Annotated in this window: 13 protein-coding genes; 7 read left to right on the forward strand and 6 right to left on the reverse strand. The window is 44.1% G+C overall.

Features of this window, described 5'->3' with window-relative positions:
• Nucleotides 1-166: 166 nt before the first annotated feature.
• Nucleotides 167-1,189, reverse strand: coding sequence for a 16S rRNA (guanine(1207)-N(2))-methyltransferase RsmC (rsmC, locus tag AACT19_RS10735; protein ID WP_076646266.1), 1,023 nt, complete (start codon nt 1,187-1,189; stop codon nt 167-169).
• A 110-nt stretch (nt 1,190-1,299) separates the two neighbouring features.
• Nucleotides 1,300-2,385, reverse strand: a complete 1,086-nt coding sequence (locus AACT19_RS10740) for an AI-2E family transporter (RefSeq protein ID WP_076646268.1) — start codon at nt 2,383-2,385, stop codon at nt 1,300-1,302.
• 76 nt (nt 2,386-2,461) lie between these two features.
• Between AACT19_RS10740 and AACT19_RS10745 the strand changes: the two genes are divergently transcribed.
• Entirely contained in the window at nt 2,462-2,587 is a 126-nt protein-coding gene (locus AACT19_RS10745; RefSeq protein WP_004734537.1) for a hypothetical protein, read from the forward strand.
• Nucleotides 2,588-2,728: 141 nt separating this feature from the next.
• On the opposite strand, the gene hemL is transcribed toward AACT19_RS10745, so the two are convergent.
• The gene (gene hemL, locus AACT19_RS10750) at nt 2,729-4,024 is read right to left on the reverse strand and encodes a glutamate-1-semialdehyde 2,1-aminomutase (protein WP_076646270.1); all 1,296 of its coding nucleotides are present in this window, start codon (nt 4,022-4,024) and stop codon (nt 2,729-2,731) included.
• Nucleotides 4,025-4,320: 296 nt separating this feature from the next.
• On the opposite strand from hemL, the gene erpA reads away from it, so the two are divergent.
• The 3 genes from erpA (at nt 4,321) to AACT19_RS10765 (ending at nt 9,244) form a co-directional block, all read left to right on the forward strand.
• A complete protein-coding gene (gene erpA / locus AACT19_RS10755) occupies nt 4,321-4,662 on the forward strand; it encodes an iron-sulfur cluster insertion protein ErpA (protein ID WP_004734539.1) in 342 nt (113 codons plus the stop codon).
• A 339-nt stretch (nt 4,663-5,001) separates the two neighbouring features.
• Nucleotides 5,002-6,126 (forward strand): efflux RND transporter periplasmic adaptor subunit, encoded by a 1,125-nt coding sequence (locus tag AACT19_RS10760; RefSeq protein WP_004734540.1) that lies wholly within the window; start codon nt 5,002-5,004, stop codon nt 6,124-6,126.
• A gap of 10 nt (nt 6,127-6,136) precedes the next feature.
• Nucleotides 6,137-9,244 carry an efflux RND transporter permease subunit gene (locus AACT19_RS10765; protein ID WP_076646271.1) on the forward strand — a complete coding sequence of 1,036 codons (3,108 nt, stop codon included), beginning with the start codon at nt 6,137-6,139 and terminating at the stop codon, nt 9,242-9,244.
• 96 nt (nt 9,245-9,340) lie between these two features.
• Here the strand turns inward: AACT19_RS10765 and AACT19_RS10770 are convergent, their stop codons facing one another.
• Nucleotides 9,341-10,630, reverse strand: a complete 1,290-nt coding sequence (locus AACT19_RS10770) for a peptidoglycan DD-metalloendopeptidase family protein (protein ID WP_017088382.1) — start codon at nt 10,628-10,630, stop codon at nt 9,341-9,343.
• A 129-nt stretch (nt 10,631-10,759) separates the two neighbouring features.
• Here AACT19_RS10770 and tyrS point away from each other — a divergent pair, with 129 nt between their 5' ends.
• Nucleotides 10,760-11,947 carry a tyrosine--tRNA ligase gene (gene tyrS / locus AACT19_RS10775; protein WP_004734518.1) on the forward strand — a complete coding sequence of 396 codons (1,188 nt, stop codon included), beginning with the start codon at nt 10,760-10,762 and terminating at the stop codon, nt 11,945-11,947.
• Nucleotides 11,948-12,339: 392 nt separating this feature from the next.
• Nucleotides 12,340-13,185, forward strand: a complete 846-nt coding sequence (locus AACT19_RS10780; RefSeq protein WP_029222732.1) for a magnesium transporter — start codon at nt 12,340-12,342, stop codon at nt 13,183-13,185.
• A gap of 135 nt (nt 13,186-13,320) precedes the next feature.
• Here AACT19_RS10780 and dacB read toward each other — a convergent pair whose 3' ends face one another.
• Both dacB and AACT19_RS10790 read right to left on the reverse strand, forming a co-directional pair.
• Nucleotides 13,321-14,754 carry a serine-type D-Ala-D-Ala carboxypeptidase gene (dacB, locus tag AACT19_RS10785; RefSeq protein ID WP_076646275.1) on the reverse strand — a complete coding sequence of 478 codons (1,434 nt, stop codon included), beginning with the start codon at nt 14,752-14,754 and terminating at the stop codon, nt 13,321-13,323.
• 112 nt (nt 14,755-14,866) lie between these two features.
• Nucleotides 14,867-15,916 carry a porin gene (locus AACT19_RS10790; RefSeq protein ID WP_076646277.1) on the reverse strand — a complete coding sequence of 350 codons (1,050 nt, stop codon included), beginning with the start codon at nt 15,914-15,916 and terminating at the stop codon, nt 14,867-14,869.
• A 513-nt stretch (nt 15,917-16,429) separates the two neighbouring features.
• Here AACT19_RS10790 and greA point away from each other — a divergent pair.
• Nucleotides 16,430-16,903: a transcription elongation factor GreA gene (gene greA / locus AACT19_RS10795; RefSeq protein ID WP_017079993.1), complete on the forward strand. Its 474-nt coding sequence runs from the start codon at nt 16,430-16,432 to the stop codon at nt 16,901-16,903.
• The last annotated feature ends 100 nt before the right edge of the window (nt 16,904-17,003 follow it).

Below are 17,003 nucleotides of genomic sequence, written 5' to 3' on the forward strand. Positions count from 1 at the left end.
GTACAGAGAATAGAATTAACGGGTTCCAATTTAACGAAATTAACGAGTTTTTTTACTTTGACAAGTAAGTGGTATTTAAAGCGTGTGCAAAAGCTCATTTTTATAGAGTTTTGACAAAATTATGAACAGACAGCGCAGATAATGACCCTGCGCTGTGCTAGATAGGCTATTTGTTTGCGTGGTAGATCGCGAATTTAGTGGTCTTATTTAGAGTCGCGCATTTTCCAAACGCTTGTTCAATAATTGGAACGTATTTTAAGAAACTGTTCGCAACAATAATCATCTCGCCAGAACGCTTCAAATGCTTAGGAGCCTGAGCAAGTAAGGTCTCAGTCGCGCTGTAGCTTGTGTCCAAACCAGAATGGAATGGTGGGTTACTGATGATGAATTGGTAGTCTTTTGATGTGTCGGAATAGACATCTGAGGCGAAGACATTTCCCGTTAAACCGTTCGCTTCTAGCGTTGCTTGGCTTGATGCCACGGCAAATGCACTGATGTCGCACATTTCTAGCTCGATATCAGGGTGACGAGATGCCATTACCGCGCCTAATACGCCTGCACCACAACCAAAATCCAGTACCTTACCTTTCAGCTTTGGCAGAGTATCAAGTAGCAGTTGGCTACCTACATCAAATTGGCCGTGACTAAACACACCTGGAAGGCTTTTTACAGTCAGTGACTGCTCATCAATGTTAACCGTATAGGTTTTAAACCAGTCTTGCAGATTGAAGGCTTGTGGATGCTCGAAGCATTGACCCCAGTAGAAAGAGCAACGACGTGCCGAATCGTATTTCACGACTTTGCCGTAAGGAGCGAACATCTTCTCGATACTTTTAACACCAGAACGATTCTCGCCAACTACAACGATTTCGGTATCTTTGCCTAGCTTGGCAAATAACATCGCCAACAAAAATTCTGCTTCCGCTTTGGCTTTTGGCCAGTAAAGCATCACTAAGTCAGCTTTGGTTTCTTCGGTAAACTCCGCACCATAAAAACGTTGGATGGTGTTGCAGCCTTCTAATTGACGGTAGTAGCTGTAATTAGAAGTAAACACAGAGACAGATTCACAGTGCTTCGCTAACTCAACAGGGAACAAGTCTTCTGCCTCACCGGCAACTAAAACATGTTTGCCTTCAAAGTAGGCGAGTTGGCGTTGAGCAATCTGGCTTGGGGCAATATAAGCTGACATAGGACACTCTGTTGAATCGTTAGCAAAAAATGAGGGCGGATTTTCGCATAATCCGCCCAAAGCTTGAAGTGTTTAATACTCGTTCGGCAACCAAGTTGTCGAACAGTTGATTAACTCTTGTCTTGCTGGTTTAAAAAGTCCTTAAACTCTTCATCGTAGATGTTGAAAAGGACAATGGTAATCGCAAAAATCAGTGGGCCGTAGATAAGACCAATTAGGCCAAACAATTGAATACCACCTAACAGTGAGAAGAAGATCATCAAGGTATTCATGCCTGCACTGCCTTGCATCAGCAGTGGACGCAACAAGTTATCAATAGAACCAACAATCGCTACACAGTAAACCGTTAGGAAAATCGCCCATGTGGTATCACCAGTTAGGAACAAGTAAGTTGCTGCTGGGATCCAGATTAATGCGGTACCCACAACTGGGATGAAAGAGGCAAAGCCCATCATGGTGCCCCAGAATAGGCCTGGGAAACCGGCAATCCACATACCTAAACCGCCCGCAAAACCTTGCGCTATTGCGGTTAAGAATGAACCCATTACAGCTGATTTCGATACTTGCTCAATCTCGGTTAGCAATTTGTCTTCTTGGCTACGAGATAAAGGCAAAATATGACGAACCACGCTGATGATTCTGTCGTGATCTCTTAATAAGAAGAACAGAACAAACAGCATCAAGAAGAAATCCATCAAGAAATTGGTTGCATCACCAAGGATTTTTGCACTGATACCAACCAGTTTTGAGCCAAAGCTGGTCGCAAATTCACCGACTTTCTGTGCGATGGCTTGAGGCTCAATGTTGTCGAAAGGCAAGTAGTTATTCACAAATGACAGCGCTTTGACCACTAATGGGTGTGCAAATAAAGTCTGAATACCACCGTGGGTCACCCATTGGTAGGTGTTCTGAGAGAACAGAGAACCTTGCTGAACAATTGCTGCGAATACTGCCAATAAAGGGATAACAATAATGAAAGTCAGAATCACACAAGACAGCAGAGAGACGATGTTTTCTTTATTCGGGAGCTTTTTTTCAAGCCACTCATGGATTGGGAACATCAATAGTGAAATGATAAAGGCCATCACGATTGAGTTGACGTACGGCTCTATAAGCAAGTAACAAGCATAAGCCGCCGCAAGTAGGGCAATGATGATCACCCAGTGGCTGGTATTGATTTTGAGTTTTTCTGACACGTTAATGGTCTCTATATTTGCGTTCTGAGTTTATAATGGCTGCAAAACAGAGAGTTAGCAATGAGGAGTTTTGATAATGGGATGCTGTAATAAAGATAAGAAATGCCAAGATGAAGAACAGCAAACAAAAAAAGAGATCCCTTGGTTCAGAATGTTCCTTGGTACCTTGATGTTGTTGGTTTTTCTTTTCTGGGAACGTTAGGCGTTTTTAGTTCAGTTTTAGCCTTAATCGAAGGGTAAGTAAGCTGTCATGTTTGTGATTAGCGAGCGTGATGTATTAAAAAGGGCTGCATCTAATGCAGCCCTAAATTCAATCGGTTAGCAACTTATAAAGTGCTTTCGACTATTTGCTTTCAGCAGCAATGATCGCAAGAGAGCGATCAGCAGCTTCTAGTGTTGCATCCAGTTCTTTTGAACCATGAGCAAGAGAAGTAAAGCTTGCTTCGAATGCTGAAGGTGCAAGGTAAACACCGTGATCTAACATTAGGTGGAAGAAGCGCTTGAAGCGTTCGACATCACACTTAGTTACATCTTCGTAGCACGTCACAGTTTCTTGGTCAGTGAAGAAGAAACCAAACATACCGCCAACTTGATGAACTAGCATCGGAATGCCGTGCTTGTCTGCAAGTTGCTTGAAGCCATTAGCCAGTTGCTTAGTTTTTGATGCTAGACGCTTTTCGTTGCCTTCTTCTCTTAGAAGGTTCAAACACGCGTAGCCAGCTGCCATAGCAATAGGGTTACCTGAAAGCGTACCTGCTTGGTAAACCGGGCCAGTTGGTGCGATGTATTGCATCACGTCTTTACGACCACCGAAAGCACCCACAGGCATGCCGCCGCCAATCACTTTACCAAGACACGTTAGGTCTGGTTTGATGTTGTAGTAAGCCTGAGCACAACCTTCAGCAACTCGGAAGCCTGTCATTACTTCATCAAAGATCAGCAACGCACCTTCTTGGTCACAGATTTCACGTAGACCTTCGTGGAAGCCTTCGACTGGAGGGATGCAGTTCATGTTACCCGCTACAGGCTCAACGATGATACAAGCGATCTCGCCTTTGTTTGCTGCGAAGATTTCACGTACTGAATCTAGATTGTTGAAGGTTGCTGTTAGCGTTAGTTTCGCAAAATCAGCAGGTACACCAGGAGAGCTTGGTTGACCTAAAGTCAGTGCGCCAGAACCTGCTTTTACCAGTAGGCTGTCTGCGTGACCGTGGTAACAGCCTTCAAACTTAAGAATTTTGTCACGACCAGTAAAGCCACGAGCAAGACGAATCGCACTCATTGTTGCTTCTGTACCTGAGCTCACCATACGCAGCTGTTCCATTGATGGAACCATCTCAGAGACAAGTTCAGCCATTTTGATTTCAGTTTCGGTTGGAGCACCGAAGCTAAGGCCGCGTTGCGCTGCATCAATGACAGCTTCACGGATAACTGCGTGGTTGTGACCAAGGATCATTGGGCCCCAAGAGCCAACGTAATCGATATATGCTTTCCCATCAGCATCAAAAAGAAGTGGGCCGTCAGCTCTATCAACGAAGATTGGAGAACCACCTACACCGTTAAAAGCGCGCACTGGAGAGTTAACGCCACCTGGAATAGTTTGCTGTGCCTTTTGATACAGTTCTGCTGATTTGGTCATTGATATATCCTCTTTTGACTGTCGGACCAATTGGCACGCATTGTACCTATCCAGAATCCAACTAGGAATGCTTTCGCCGATATAATCCCCCGAATCTGGTTGTTTTGTGTGGTTACACGTTTTAATTGTCAGATATGGGCGAGTTTAAGGCAGTAAAAGGAACGATCCTGTGGTGAATACTTGAACGTTTCAGTCAGGTATTAGATAATCACCAGAATATAAGAAAATACTCAACAACTATGGTCTCGAATTAGATTTGTATCATGTTGTTTTTGACACAGGTAAGAGAGGTTGTCGTGAGCGAAGTAAATATCCCATTGTCTTTTTCTGATGCAGCAGCTACACGCGTACAAACGCTAATTGCTGAAGAAGAAAACCCAGAACTAAAACTGCGTGTATACATTACAGGTGGCGGTTGTAGTGGTTTCCAATACGGCTTCACATTTGATGAAAAAGTAAATGATGGCGACACTACTATTGTAAACAGCGGTGTTACGCTGGTTGTTGACCCAATGAGCCTACAGTACTTAATGGGCGGCATGGTTGATTACACTGAAGGCCTAGAAGGCGCACGCTTCTTTGTGAACAACCCGAACGCGACAACAACATGTGGTTGTGGTGCATCATTTAGCGTCTAACGAGAACTGAAAGGTAGCTTGATCTGAGAGCTACATTAGAAATATTTTAAACGCTGAGCTCATGCTCGGCGTTTTTTTTTTTAAGAAATACATCATATAAAACAGACAGTAATTCGACCTATTCTAGCCATACACACTAAGAAATATTTAGGGTGGGAATGTGTAATCTTTATTTCATCTACCTGTCTTATAGTAAACGCCATATTTTTTAAACTGTCGATAGAGTCCAACTTCGTTGGGTGTGGGTCTGTTAAGGTTACCGCTGTGCATCAGGATGTTGCATATGACAGTGTTAAGCTAATTAGCGCGCCTTAATAACATCGGACAAAAGGATTTGCTATGCCCACTCTATTTTCTAACTCTCCACTTTTTCAGAAACTGAAGCAGCCGTGGTTGGTTTCTCTGATTCTAGTTGTGCTGTTGTCGATTTGGCTTGGTTTAGGAGTGGGGCAAGCGGAAGAGTCGTCTGAGAAAAAAGTGACAGAAATTCCGTTGGCGAAGGTCTCTTTTCAAACATTTACTTCATCACCGACCTTTAAAACGATTGATCTCTATGGTCGAACGGCGCCCGATAGACATGCTCGTTTGGGGGCTGAAGTTGCGGGCAAGGTTGTTAGATTGAACGTTGTTAAGGGCGATGCGGTTAAAGTTGGACAAGCCATTGCTCAGATAGATAAAGGTGATTTAGAGATTCAACTAGAGCGAGCATCTGCGTTATATCGCTTGAAGCAGAAAGAATTCAAAGCGGCGCAGTCTTTGAAGAAAAGAGGGCTGCAAGGCGAGATAGCCTATACCACCGCTGAGGCTTCATTAACTGAAGCAAAGGCCATGAAGCGCAATGCGGAATTGGCTTTAAAGAATACTGTGATTACTTCGCCTTTTTCGGGTGTGGTTCAAGACTTGATGGTGGAACTGGGCGATTTCGTTGGCGTTGGCGACCCTGTCGCAGGTGTGATTGACCTCGATCCTTTGGTTATTGAGGCCGATGTCAGTGAGCGCCATATCCAGCATTTGCTAGTCAATCAATCAGCTTTGGTTCGTTTGTTAGGGCGAGAAGAAGCGGAAGGCCGTTTACGCTATGTTTCTCGTATCTCTTCTGCTGCTACTAATACCTTCCCAATAGAGATTGAAATCGATAATTCCAAAGGCCTATTACCTGCAGGTGTCAGTGCAGAAGTAACCCTCAACCTAGAAACAAGAGATGCAATCAAGATTACACCTGCCATGCTGGCACTGGATGAGGCAGGTAACCTTGGGGTCAAAACTTTGGTTTCAGTCGATGACTCACCAACCGTGAAATTTGTAGGCATTCAGCTAGTTAAGGCAGAGCAAGATGGAGTTTGGCTCACTGGGCTAGGTCAGCGTGTCGATATCATCACGGTGGGGCAAGGTTTTGTTCGTGATGGTGATTCGGTGATTGCTGTTGAGCAAGGCGCTGAACTCTCTAACGTAACCGCAGAGTAGGAGATAACTGATGTATTCAATTATTGATGCAGCCTTGTCTCGTGCTCGAACAATGCTCTCCCTTTTGGCGTTAATTCTTGTCGCCGGTATCGTTACTTATATCACGATACCTAAGGAATCGAGCCCAGACATCACCATTCCAATTATCTACGTTTCAGTCGGGCACCAAGGAATCTCGCCAACGGATGCCGAACGTTTATTGGTTCGACCTATTGAGCAAGAGCTTAGGTCAATCGAAGGCGTAAAAGAGATGACAGCAACCGCAGCAGAAGGGCACGCCTCTGTGGTGTTAGAGTTTAATGTTGGCGTCGATCTTACTAAAGCGATGGCTGATGTTCGTGACGCGGTTGATCTGGCTAAGCCCAAATTGCCAGAAGATAGCGATGAGCCGACTGTAAATGAAGTTACCCTCGCTTCTGAGCAGCCTGTGTTGTCAGTGGTTCTTTTTGGTACCGTGCCTGAGCGCACCATAGTACAAATCGCTCGAGAGCTCGGAGATAAACTCGAAAGCTATCGTCAGATCCTTGAAGTCGACATTGCAGGCGATCGCGATGACATAGTAGAAATCATCGTTGATCCATTATTGATGGAGAGTTACAGCCTAGATCAAGCGGACATCTATAATCTGATTGCTTTGAATAACCGAGTGGTGGCCGCAGGCTTTGTTGATACAGGCTACGGGCGTTTTTCGGTCAAAGTCCCTTCGGTGTTTAACTCCTTAAAAGACGTACTTGAATTGCCAATCAAAGTTGATGGTAAACAGGTAGTAACCTTTGGCGATGTGGCTACGGTTCGTCGAGCGTTTCGAGATCCTGAAAGCTTTGCCCGTTTAGATGGTAAATCTGCGGTGGTCTTGGATATCAAGAAGCGTGCAGGTGAAAATATCATCGAAACCGTAGAGCTAGTCAAAGCGGTTATGGCTGGTGCTCAACAACAAGCGGAATGGCCAAATAACTTATTAGTTAAATACACCTGGGATGAATCTAAAGATGTGAAGATCATGCTCAACGATCTTCAAAACAATATTTTATCCGCCATCATTTTAGTAGTGATCGTGATCATCGCCATTCTTGGTGTTCGAACCGCGCTATTGGTCGGAATTTCAATTCCTGGATCATTCCTCACGGGATTGTTGGTGTTGTCTGTGTTTGGTCTAACCGTCAACATCGTGGTGCTGTTCTCGTTGATCATGGCGGTTGGTATGTTGGTCGATGGCGCAATTGTGGTGACTGAGTTTGCCGACAGGCGAATGCAAGAAGGTGAAGGGCGTAAAGCCGCTTACCGAGATGCAGCGAAACGGATGGCGTGGCCAATAACGGCATCAACGGCTACAACCTTGGCTGCATTTGCTCCATTGCTGTTTTGGCCGGATGTAACGGGCGAATTCATGAAGTTCTTGCCATTAACATTGATTGCAACCTTAACCGCTTCATTGATTATGGCGTTGTTGTTTGTGCCTGTACTCGGTGGTTTGATTGGTAAACCTCAATACGTATCGCCCAAAATCCAAGCGAGAATGGTGGCACTGCACAACGGTGATTTCTCACAGGCTACAGGCTTAACCAAAGCGTACTACCACACGTTGTCGATTGCGATTAAGCACCCCTTTAAGATTCTGTTCAGTGCGATATTACTTGCGGTTGCGGTTGGATTTACTTACTCAAAGGCAGGTCTAGGCGCAGAGTTCTTCCCAGAAGTGGATCCGCCATTCTTTAACGTCAAAGTTCGCTCTCATGGTGATCTATCAATCCAAGAGAAAGATGTCATCATGCGTGATATTGAGTTGATGATGCTTAATCATGATGAGTTCGATACCGTTTATACGCGTACTGGTGGTGACGATCAGATTGGTTTGATCTCGATTACCCCCGTTGATTGGCAATACCGTCGCAGTGTTAAGGCGATCATTGAAGAATTAAAGGTGCACACCGATCAATACGCAGGGGTCGAGATTGAATATAAGTTTCCTGATGCAGGGCCTCCGGTTGAAAATGACTTAGTGATTGAGCTCTCGGCAAGAACACCAGAGCAGCTGAATCAGGCTGCAAAAATTGTAAGAAACTGGGCGGATGGTAATCAGGCGCTGACCAATATAAGTGATACCGCGAGTAAAGATGGCATCGATTGGAAAGTGGATATTCGCAGAGATGATGCTGCGCGTTTTTCGGCTGATGCGACCTTGGTGGGTAATACGGTTCAATTCGTCACTAACGGGCTAAAGATTGGTGACTACCTACCTGATGACTCATCAGAAGAAGTCGATATCTTGGTACGCTACCCAAGCGATAAAAGAGATATCGGGCGCTTTGACCAGTTAAGAGTTAAAACACCAGCAGGCTTGGTGCCGATCACTAACTTTGCTCAGATAGTGCCAGACCATAAGCAGGACACGATAAAGCGTCTTGATGGAAAGCGAGTCGTGAACATCATGGCGGATATGGAAGAGGGTTATAACCTTGCACTCGAACTGCCAAAGATTGAGCAAGCGTTAAGTGAGTTAGGTTTACCAAGTAGTGTCGAGTTTCGTATTCGTGGTCAAAATGAAGAACAAGAAAACTCGTCAGCCTTCTTACAAAGTGCTTTCTTAGTTGCATTGGCGGTGATGGCTTTGATTTTGATTACTCAGTTCAATAGCTTCTATCAAGCGTTTTTGATTCTTAGTGCGGTGCTGTTCTCAACGGTTGGTGTGTTTGTTGGTTTGCTTATCTTCCAGCGTCCGTTTGGCATTGTGATGTCCGGTATTGGAGTGATAGCGTTGGCAGGAATTGTGGTAAACAACAATATTGTGCTGATTGATACCTATAACCAACTGATAAAACGCGGCTTGGACAAGCGAGATGCGATTCTCAGGACGGGTGTTCAGCGTTTAAGACCAGTAATGCTGACTACGGTTACCACCATTTTAGGCTTGATGCCGATGGTGTTAGAAATGAACATCGATCTGATTAACCAGAAAATAGAGTTTGGTGCCCCGAGTACCCAATGGTGGTCGCAACTTGCTACAGCCATTGCGGGAGGTTTGGCCTTTGCTACAGTACTAACCTTGGTGCTGACGCCTTGTTTGCTGATGCTAGGGCGAGATAAGAAGCCCGATGTGCTCCCAAGCAACGACGGTTAAAGATAAGTCCTAGTTCGACGGAAATAAAAAGAGCGCCTTGGTTGGCGCTCTTTTCGTTGGTTTATATGGCTATTAGTCCAATTAGTCGCTAGTAACCTAATTAGTTGCTAGTAACTGGCCGTATCGCTCTAGGTTACTCAATCGAATTTCTGAGTTCGCAATAAATGTTGCTTTTGCTTTACCTGTTAACGACTTAGATTGCGGTAATTTTACGGTACGCGCATTTTTATGTACGCCATTAACCAAGAATTCATAATGTAAGTGCGGGCCAGTCACACGGCCTGTACCGCCCAAAGTACCAATGGTTTGGCCTTGTTTTACGCGCTGACCTGTTTTCACCATACGTCGCTTCATGTGCAGGTACTTGGTGATGTAGGTGTTGCTGTGGCGGATAAACACGTAGTTACCATTAAATTGGTTGTAACCAGATTTCTGAACAATACCGTCACCGGCTGCCCAGATAGGCGTGCCAACAGGAGCTGCGTAATCGGTGCCGCGGTGAGCTCGAACCTTACCGGTTACTGGGTGTCTCCTGGTAGGATTAAAGTTCGATGTTACGCGACGAAAATCAATTGGTGAGCGCAAGAACGCTTTCTTCATTGCTCGACCATTCTCATCGAAGTAGTTGCCGCTCTTATCATCCAATACCGCGGTAAATGAATCGCCTTGGTTTTTAAACACAGCTGCCATGATCTTACCGCGACCAACCACTTCACCTTCAACCACTTTCTCTTGGTATAAGATTTTGAAGCTGTCGTTCTTACGAATATCCAATGCAAAGTCGATATCCCAACCGAAGATGCCCGCCAGTTCCATGATTTGGTTTGCGGTTAAACCTGCGCTGACGCCTGCATTCCAGAAATTAGAGGTGATATTGGCTTCGGCATAATTGTATTGGTAGGCGACTTCTTTTTTGTCGAAACTTGATGAGAATGAATCGCCAGACTTAGTGATCTTGAAGCTTTCAAACGCACTAAGTTGTCTTTTTAACTGAATAAGGTCGTTGTTTTCGTCAAAACCGAATTGCAATACATCGCCAGGTCTTAGGTTAGACAGCTGCTTCTTAATATCGTTATTGGTATTGAGTAGCGTGATCAGCAAGCGGTATGAGAGGCCAATACGTTCAAATAAGACAGAGGTGCTTTCGCCAGAACGAACGGTGTATTTCTCCCAATTAAGCACAGCCGTCGGCGGTGCGTCACTCGAGCTAACAAGTGCAGATGCATTGATAGTCAGTGGGTAATGTTTCCCCACCACTAAAGCGCCCGTATCGTCACGTAAACTGCTGACATCGGGGAGTAAGAAGATCGCGACGAAAATTACGGCACTAAAAAATGCGATAAAAGCCCGGTGCAAAATAGGAAGGCGTGCAAAAATAGACAACATGTTCCGGTTCGTTCTGTAAATATTATGAAAATCGACGACGGAATAGTGTAACTGGTTTCAAAATACATCGCTATTCAAGTAAGATGTCTAATTATTATATTTTTGCCAAATCTGTGGGAGTGAACAAGAATGGCGAGTATTGAAGCTGCATTAGCCGAGATCAAACGTGGCGTAGAAGAACTGATTCCAGAAGACGAACTGATTGCTAAATTAAAAGAAGGTCGTCCTTTACGCATTAAGCTGGGTGCCGATCCAACTGCTCCAGATATCCACCTAGGCCATACGGTTATCTTTAACAAGCTTCGTGCTTTCCAAGAGCTTGGTCATGAAGTGACATTCCTTATTGGTGATTTCACTGCAATGGTTGGTGATCCATCAGGTAAGAACTCAACGCGTCCACCGCTAAGCCGTGAAGACGTATTGAAGAATGCTGAAACTTACAAAGAGCAAGTATTCAAGATTCTAGACCCTGCGAAAACGCAAATTCGTTTCAACTCTGAGTGGCTATCTGAGCTTGGTGCTGAAGGCATGATTCGTCTTGCTTCTAACCAAACTGTTGCTCGTATGCTTGAGCGTGATGACTTTAAAAAGCGTTACGCTGGTGGTCAACCGATCGCTATCCACGAATTCATGTACCCACTTCTACAAGGTCACGACTCTGTTGCATTAGAGAGCGACGTTGAGCTTGGCGGTACTGACCAGAAGTTTAACCTTCTAATGGGTCGTGAACTGCAAAAAGCAGCAGGTCAAAAACCACAAGCGGTATTGATGATGCCATTACTTGTTGGTCTAGACGGTGTTAAGAAGATGTCTAAGTCTGCGCACAACTACATCGGTATTAGCGAAGCACCAAGCGAGATGTTTGGTAAGATCATGTCTATCTCTGACGATCTAATGTGGAGCTACTACGAGCTATTATCTTTCCGTCCACTTGAAGAAGTTGCGGAACTGAAAGCTGGCGTTGAGGCGGGCAAAAACCCTCGTGACGTTAAAGTACTTCTAGCGAAAGAGATCATTGCTCGTTTCCACAGTGAAGCTGATGCTGAAGCCGCTGAGCAAGAGTTCGTTAACCGTTTTGCTAAGAACCAAGTTCCTGATGAAATGCCTGAATTTGAATTCGAAGCCGGCCTACCGATTGCGAACGTTCTAAAAGAAGCGGGTCTTGTAAACTCTACTTCTGATGCGATGCGTATGATCAAGCAAGGCGCTGCTAAGCTTGAAGGCGAGAAGATTGAAGACAGCAAGTTTGTACCTGAAGCAGGTACTGCAGTTTACCAAGTAGGTAAGCGTAAGTTTGCTCGTATTACTATTAAGTAATAACACACATCAATAATTGAACAAAAGGCATCCACGGATGCCTTTTTTATTGACACAAAGTTGACGAAGTTTTTGAACGTGCATTGCTACACTATGCGCGCTGTCATATTGACAGTAATTCTGGAGATTTTTATGAACAATACCGACCATCCTCCTAGTTTGAATGGAGAAGAATAACCCGTCTCGGTATTGATCTATTGTCCTGCCGTTCGGGTAGGGTATCTTTGTTTTTCCCCCTCATTCTTTTCCACACACTAGATTCTAACAAGTAGACACACCAGTAGCTTTCAGTTCTTGGTGCGCATAAATCTATAAATCTATAAATCTATAAATCTATAAACTTATGCTATTTGTTTTGATGGTCGTTACCTTTGCCAATCGGGAGATTCGCCATGACGGTAATGAACAACACTTTTTTATCTATCGAAGCTTTGTACACAGAGCAAGACATCCAAGCTGTATCGAATGCATTTCAACAGTATGGGCGTGAGCAACAAATTAACCTTTTGAACCGAATGCCGCTTGAAGATGCGGTGTTAGTACTTGGGCAATGCTCTCTCAGTATTATTCAGACTTTACTTAGTGAGCTAGAAGAGCAGGGCTTTGAAAAGCGCTCTCGACATCTAGCTCACCAACTAGGGCTGATCTACTCAGAGGTTGAGCCTCAACAAGGTTACCTTTCAACTGGAGTGCTAAGCCACGTAAGGCAACGTATCGGTTGGATTATTGCCTTAGCGCTGTTGGGTATTGTCTCTGGGCTTATCATTGCTCAGTATGAAGACATTCTTAGTCAGCTAGTACTTCTGGCGATCTATATGCCGGTGATCGCTGCTGCGGGTGGCAATACAGGAACACAAGCTGCGACTTTGGTCATTCGGGCCTTAGCCACAGGCGAGTTGAAGAAACGCCAGTGGGCCAACGTTCTATGGAAAGAGCTTAGAGTCGCGATTTGCTTAGCACTTGCGATTGCCTTGGTGATGATAGGCCGCATCTTACTGTTCAGTGACAACCAATCAACGGGTGGTTACGACATTAATATGATTGCTTACGCGATTGCTGTCGCTCTGTTTATTCAGGTGACCATATCAACCGTGCTAGGCGCTGGGTTACCGATTGTTGCTAGGTTATTCAAGTTAGATCCTGCGGTGCTGGTGAGCCCTGTTTTGGCTTCAGTAGTCGACATTTCGGGGATGTGGATTTACTTCACGGTAGTGAATTCATTCTTGGGCATTGCTTAACGCCTTTAAATAAAGATACTGGAAACAAAAAGCACTTTCGAAGAAAAACATCTTAGGAAGAAAAATGGCGCTGAAGATCTTAAACCTTCAGCGCCATTTTTATTGTTTAAGTAGAAGCTTACAGAGAGCTAAACATTACTTAGATTTGCTTTGTGTTTGACTGAATTCGACCACATCTTTGTAGAAAGCACGTTCAAACTGGGTGATTGGTGCTTCCACTGGTTTGTCTGGATCTTGTTCTTCAGGGAAGTAATCACGGACAAATTGCACAAACAGAGAGTTTGGTTTTCCCGCCTTATCTAATCCGTATCCCGCCATGTTGTAACTGCCGTATAGAGAACCACTTTTGGCGATAATGTTGCCTTGAATCGGTGCTTTTCTCATGCTTTGACGGTATTTGAGCGTTCCATCAGTGCCAGATGTAGGCATAGCCTCAATCAGGTTGAGCTGTTGATCGTTTTCCCAGATATAACGAAGCACTTGAGCCATGGTCTGTGACCTCATTCGGTTATTTCTGGATAACCCTGAACCATCGACGAGCTGCGCTTTGCTGAGGTCAATATTAGCCTTGGTCAGCAGTATCTGTTTTATTGCTTCAGTGCCGTTATTGAAGCTGCCCGGTTGAACATAAAATGTCGCACCCAACGTTTTAGTTAGATTATCTGCGATAAGGTTATCCGACTTCTTGAGCATGATATCGATCAGTTCAGGAAGCTTTTCTGAGTTGTGACTAGCGACTAACGTGGTTTTGTCTGCTTTCTCTTTTTTACCAATAATCACATCACCTTTTACGTCTATTTTCAGTTCTTTGAGAAGCGACGTAACGACTTGATAGGTGTAAAGTTCTGGATTTTGAATCGCGAACTTGAGTGGCAGTGGCTTTTTACGTTCAACTAAGCAACCAGAGAGCTTGTAAGCGTTATCTGGAGTGGTGATGAGCTCTAAGTCGCATTGTGTCGCCTTCTGCCCTGATCGAGTTACGGTGGCTACGGTGGTTGTCACGTCTATCGGATAGTGAGCGGGAATATAGACACGAGTGCTGCCGTTATCTTTTGTATAAATAGAGGCTTGTGCGCAGTTGCTGTCTAAGGTCATCGCACTCGAAGGCGCGCTGTAACAAACGCCTAAAATGTCCCAAGGCCAACCCACCGCTCGTTGATAGCCCGTATAAGCCGAGTTATCGAGATACAGGTTACCGTTAATGGTTTTAGATTGTGATTTAGCATATTGAGCTAAAAGCCTTTTTAGCTGCTCTCGTTGTAGCGTCGGGTCACCACTAAATGAAATGATTGAGTCATTCCCAGAACGAGCAATACTGGTTGTGTAGTGAAAGTTATCCCCTAACTCCAATTTAGCCGCCAAAGCCGTAACCAGTTTTAAGGTGCTGGCGGGTGGATAAAATCCATCGCTATTGGTATTCATTTGATTTGAATTACCACTCAGTTGTTGCAAGATTAAACTTGTGCTACTGCCATCGGGTAGTTTATTCAAAGGGGCGTAAGCGAACGTGGTAAGTGAGTAACTACTAAGTGATAAGCCACATAGAAGTAGAGTGGGTAGAAGGCGCATAGAAGATTTTCTTGGATGGCTGATTTTTTCAGTATACAGATATAAAAAACGCCCGCTAGATAGCGGGCGTTTTGATTCTCAATTAACTAATTAATCAATTAGATAATCAGAATTAGAAGTCGTAACGTAGACCTAGAGCTAGCTCGTCTTCAGCTTGAGCAGAAGTAGCACCTGTGTTTACTGCGTTTGTTGAGCCAAACTTGTCACCTTTCGAGATAAGGTTGAAGTTGTACGAGATGTACGTACGGAAGTTAGGCTTGAAGTAGTACGTTGCGTCGATTGCGATGTTATCTGCAGATGTATCACCGTCAGTTTCTGCATTGTTGTACGTCAGAGTGAATGCAGTTTTATCTAGCGTGTATGCAGTAGCAAATTCGTAACCAGTGTAATCACCGTTATCTTTCGCTAGCTCACCGTCTGTGAATACACCTGCAAAGTATAGAGCTTCAGTACGGAAAGATGCCGCTAGCATGTACTCGTTTTGCTCGTCTTGGTCAGCGTAACCTGCACCTAGCTTAAAGCCAGAGTCGCCGATTGCGTAGATACCTGATAGAGAGTAGCCGTCTGCTTCGTTATCATCGTAAGAAATTACAGTATCGCCAACTTTGTTTTCTGTACGGTCAGCAAAACGGTAGCTTGCTTTAACGCTTAGGTCTTGGAATTGACCTTTGTATGACGCCATGTTGTCAGCACGGTCTGCTGCGTTGATTTTGTATGCAGCTGAGTTACCGTGGTAAGACATGATATCGGTAAAGTCAGTGATTACGCCTAGTGCGCCGTCATTTTTACCGTAAGTCACTTCACCGAATGTACCGCCAAGTCCAGCGTAAGCGTAACGGTTAGTGATGCTGTCGCTGTTTTCATCTGTACCTAGGTCGCCATCAGCAGTTGTGAATTCGCCTTCGTAGAAACCAACGCCGTATAGGCCGTCTTGGATTTCAACTTTACCTAGGAAGTTAAGACGTACACGTGTTTTGTCTTCAGCTTTGCCATCTTTTAGAGATAGACGAGCTTCCGCACGACCACCGATCTCTAGAGAAGTGCCGTTTGAGCTGTATACAGAAGTACCGTCAATACCACCAGCTTGTTTGCCGTCCGCTGCTACTGCGTTAGTAGCAAGAGCTGCAGCAGATACAGCAAGCGCGATCATAGTCTTGTTCATGTTATTAATTCCTAATTACTGTCCATAGAAGTTTTATCAAGGATTTGAACCCTTTTGTGTATTGCCTGTATTAATCAGGCTTCATAATCATGATTAGAACAGAAGTCTGAAAAATGCCAGTGCAATCCATGGGTTACTTTTTACCTCTAAAGTTCCATAGTCAGTTAGTAAAATGATATAAAACTAAAAAATGAACACTGTTTTATTATGTTTGTTGTTGTTTAAATGTTTGTTTTAAAATGGTTTTTATAAAAGTGTGATCTGTGTTTATTTTGTTTGTTTTTTGTTTTTTTAGGTATTTAACTCCCCGCTTATTGATGGGAGAGTTATTATTCATTTTTGTGATGTCTGTAATTTAGACCTAGATAAAGCTTTTATAACGCAAAGTGGAATAAAGGTGATTTAACCATAAAGTTTGTTTACACTAAGCCAAATCGTTTTGTTTCTATCACCCAATAAATGCGTTGGGTGTATTTATGTTGGCCAAAGAAAGCTTTGGCATAGAGGTAAAAAATGGAAAAGGTTCCAATGACAGTACGTGGCGCTCAGAAGCTACGTGACGAATTAGATCGCCTACTTAAGCTACGTCCTATTATTTCAGCAGCTATAGGTGAAGCACGTGAACTCGGTGACTTGAAAGAGAACGCTGAATATCACGCCGCTCGTGAAGAGCAGGGTATCTGTGAAGCTCAAATTCGAGATATCGAATACAAGCTATCGCTAGCTCAGATCATCGACGTAACTCAAATGGATAACACAGGCAAGGTTATCTTTGGTACTACGGTTACTTTGATTGACGTAGATACTGATGAAGAGTTCCGTTACCAAATCGTTTCTGAAGATGAAGCTGAAATCAAAACTGGCCGCATTTCGGTGAAATCACCGATCGCTCGTGGCCTTATTGGTAAGATGGAAGGTGACGAGGTTATTATCTCTACACCTGGCGGCGATAAAGATTTCGAAATCGACAAAGTAGAATACATCTAATTGAATTTACTTTGGTTCTAATAAGTAAAAAGGTCGCTAATGCGACCTTTTTCGTTTCTCACGCTACACTAAAAGATAAGCACAGTGGCTTTCTTATTGT

This window comes from Vibrio sp. 10N.222.47.A9 (assembly GCF_963872585.1).
Lineage (GTDB): Bacteria > Pseudomonadota > Gammaproteobacteria > Enterobacterales > Vibrionaceae > Vibrio > Vibrio splendidus.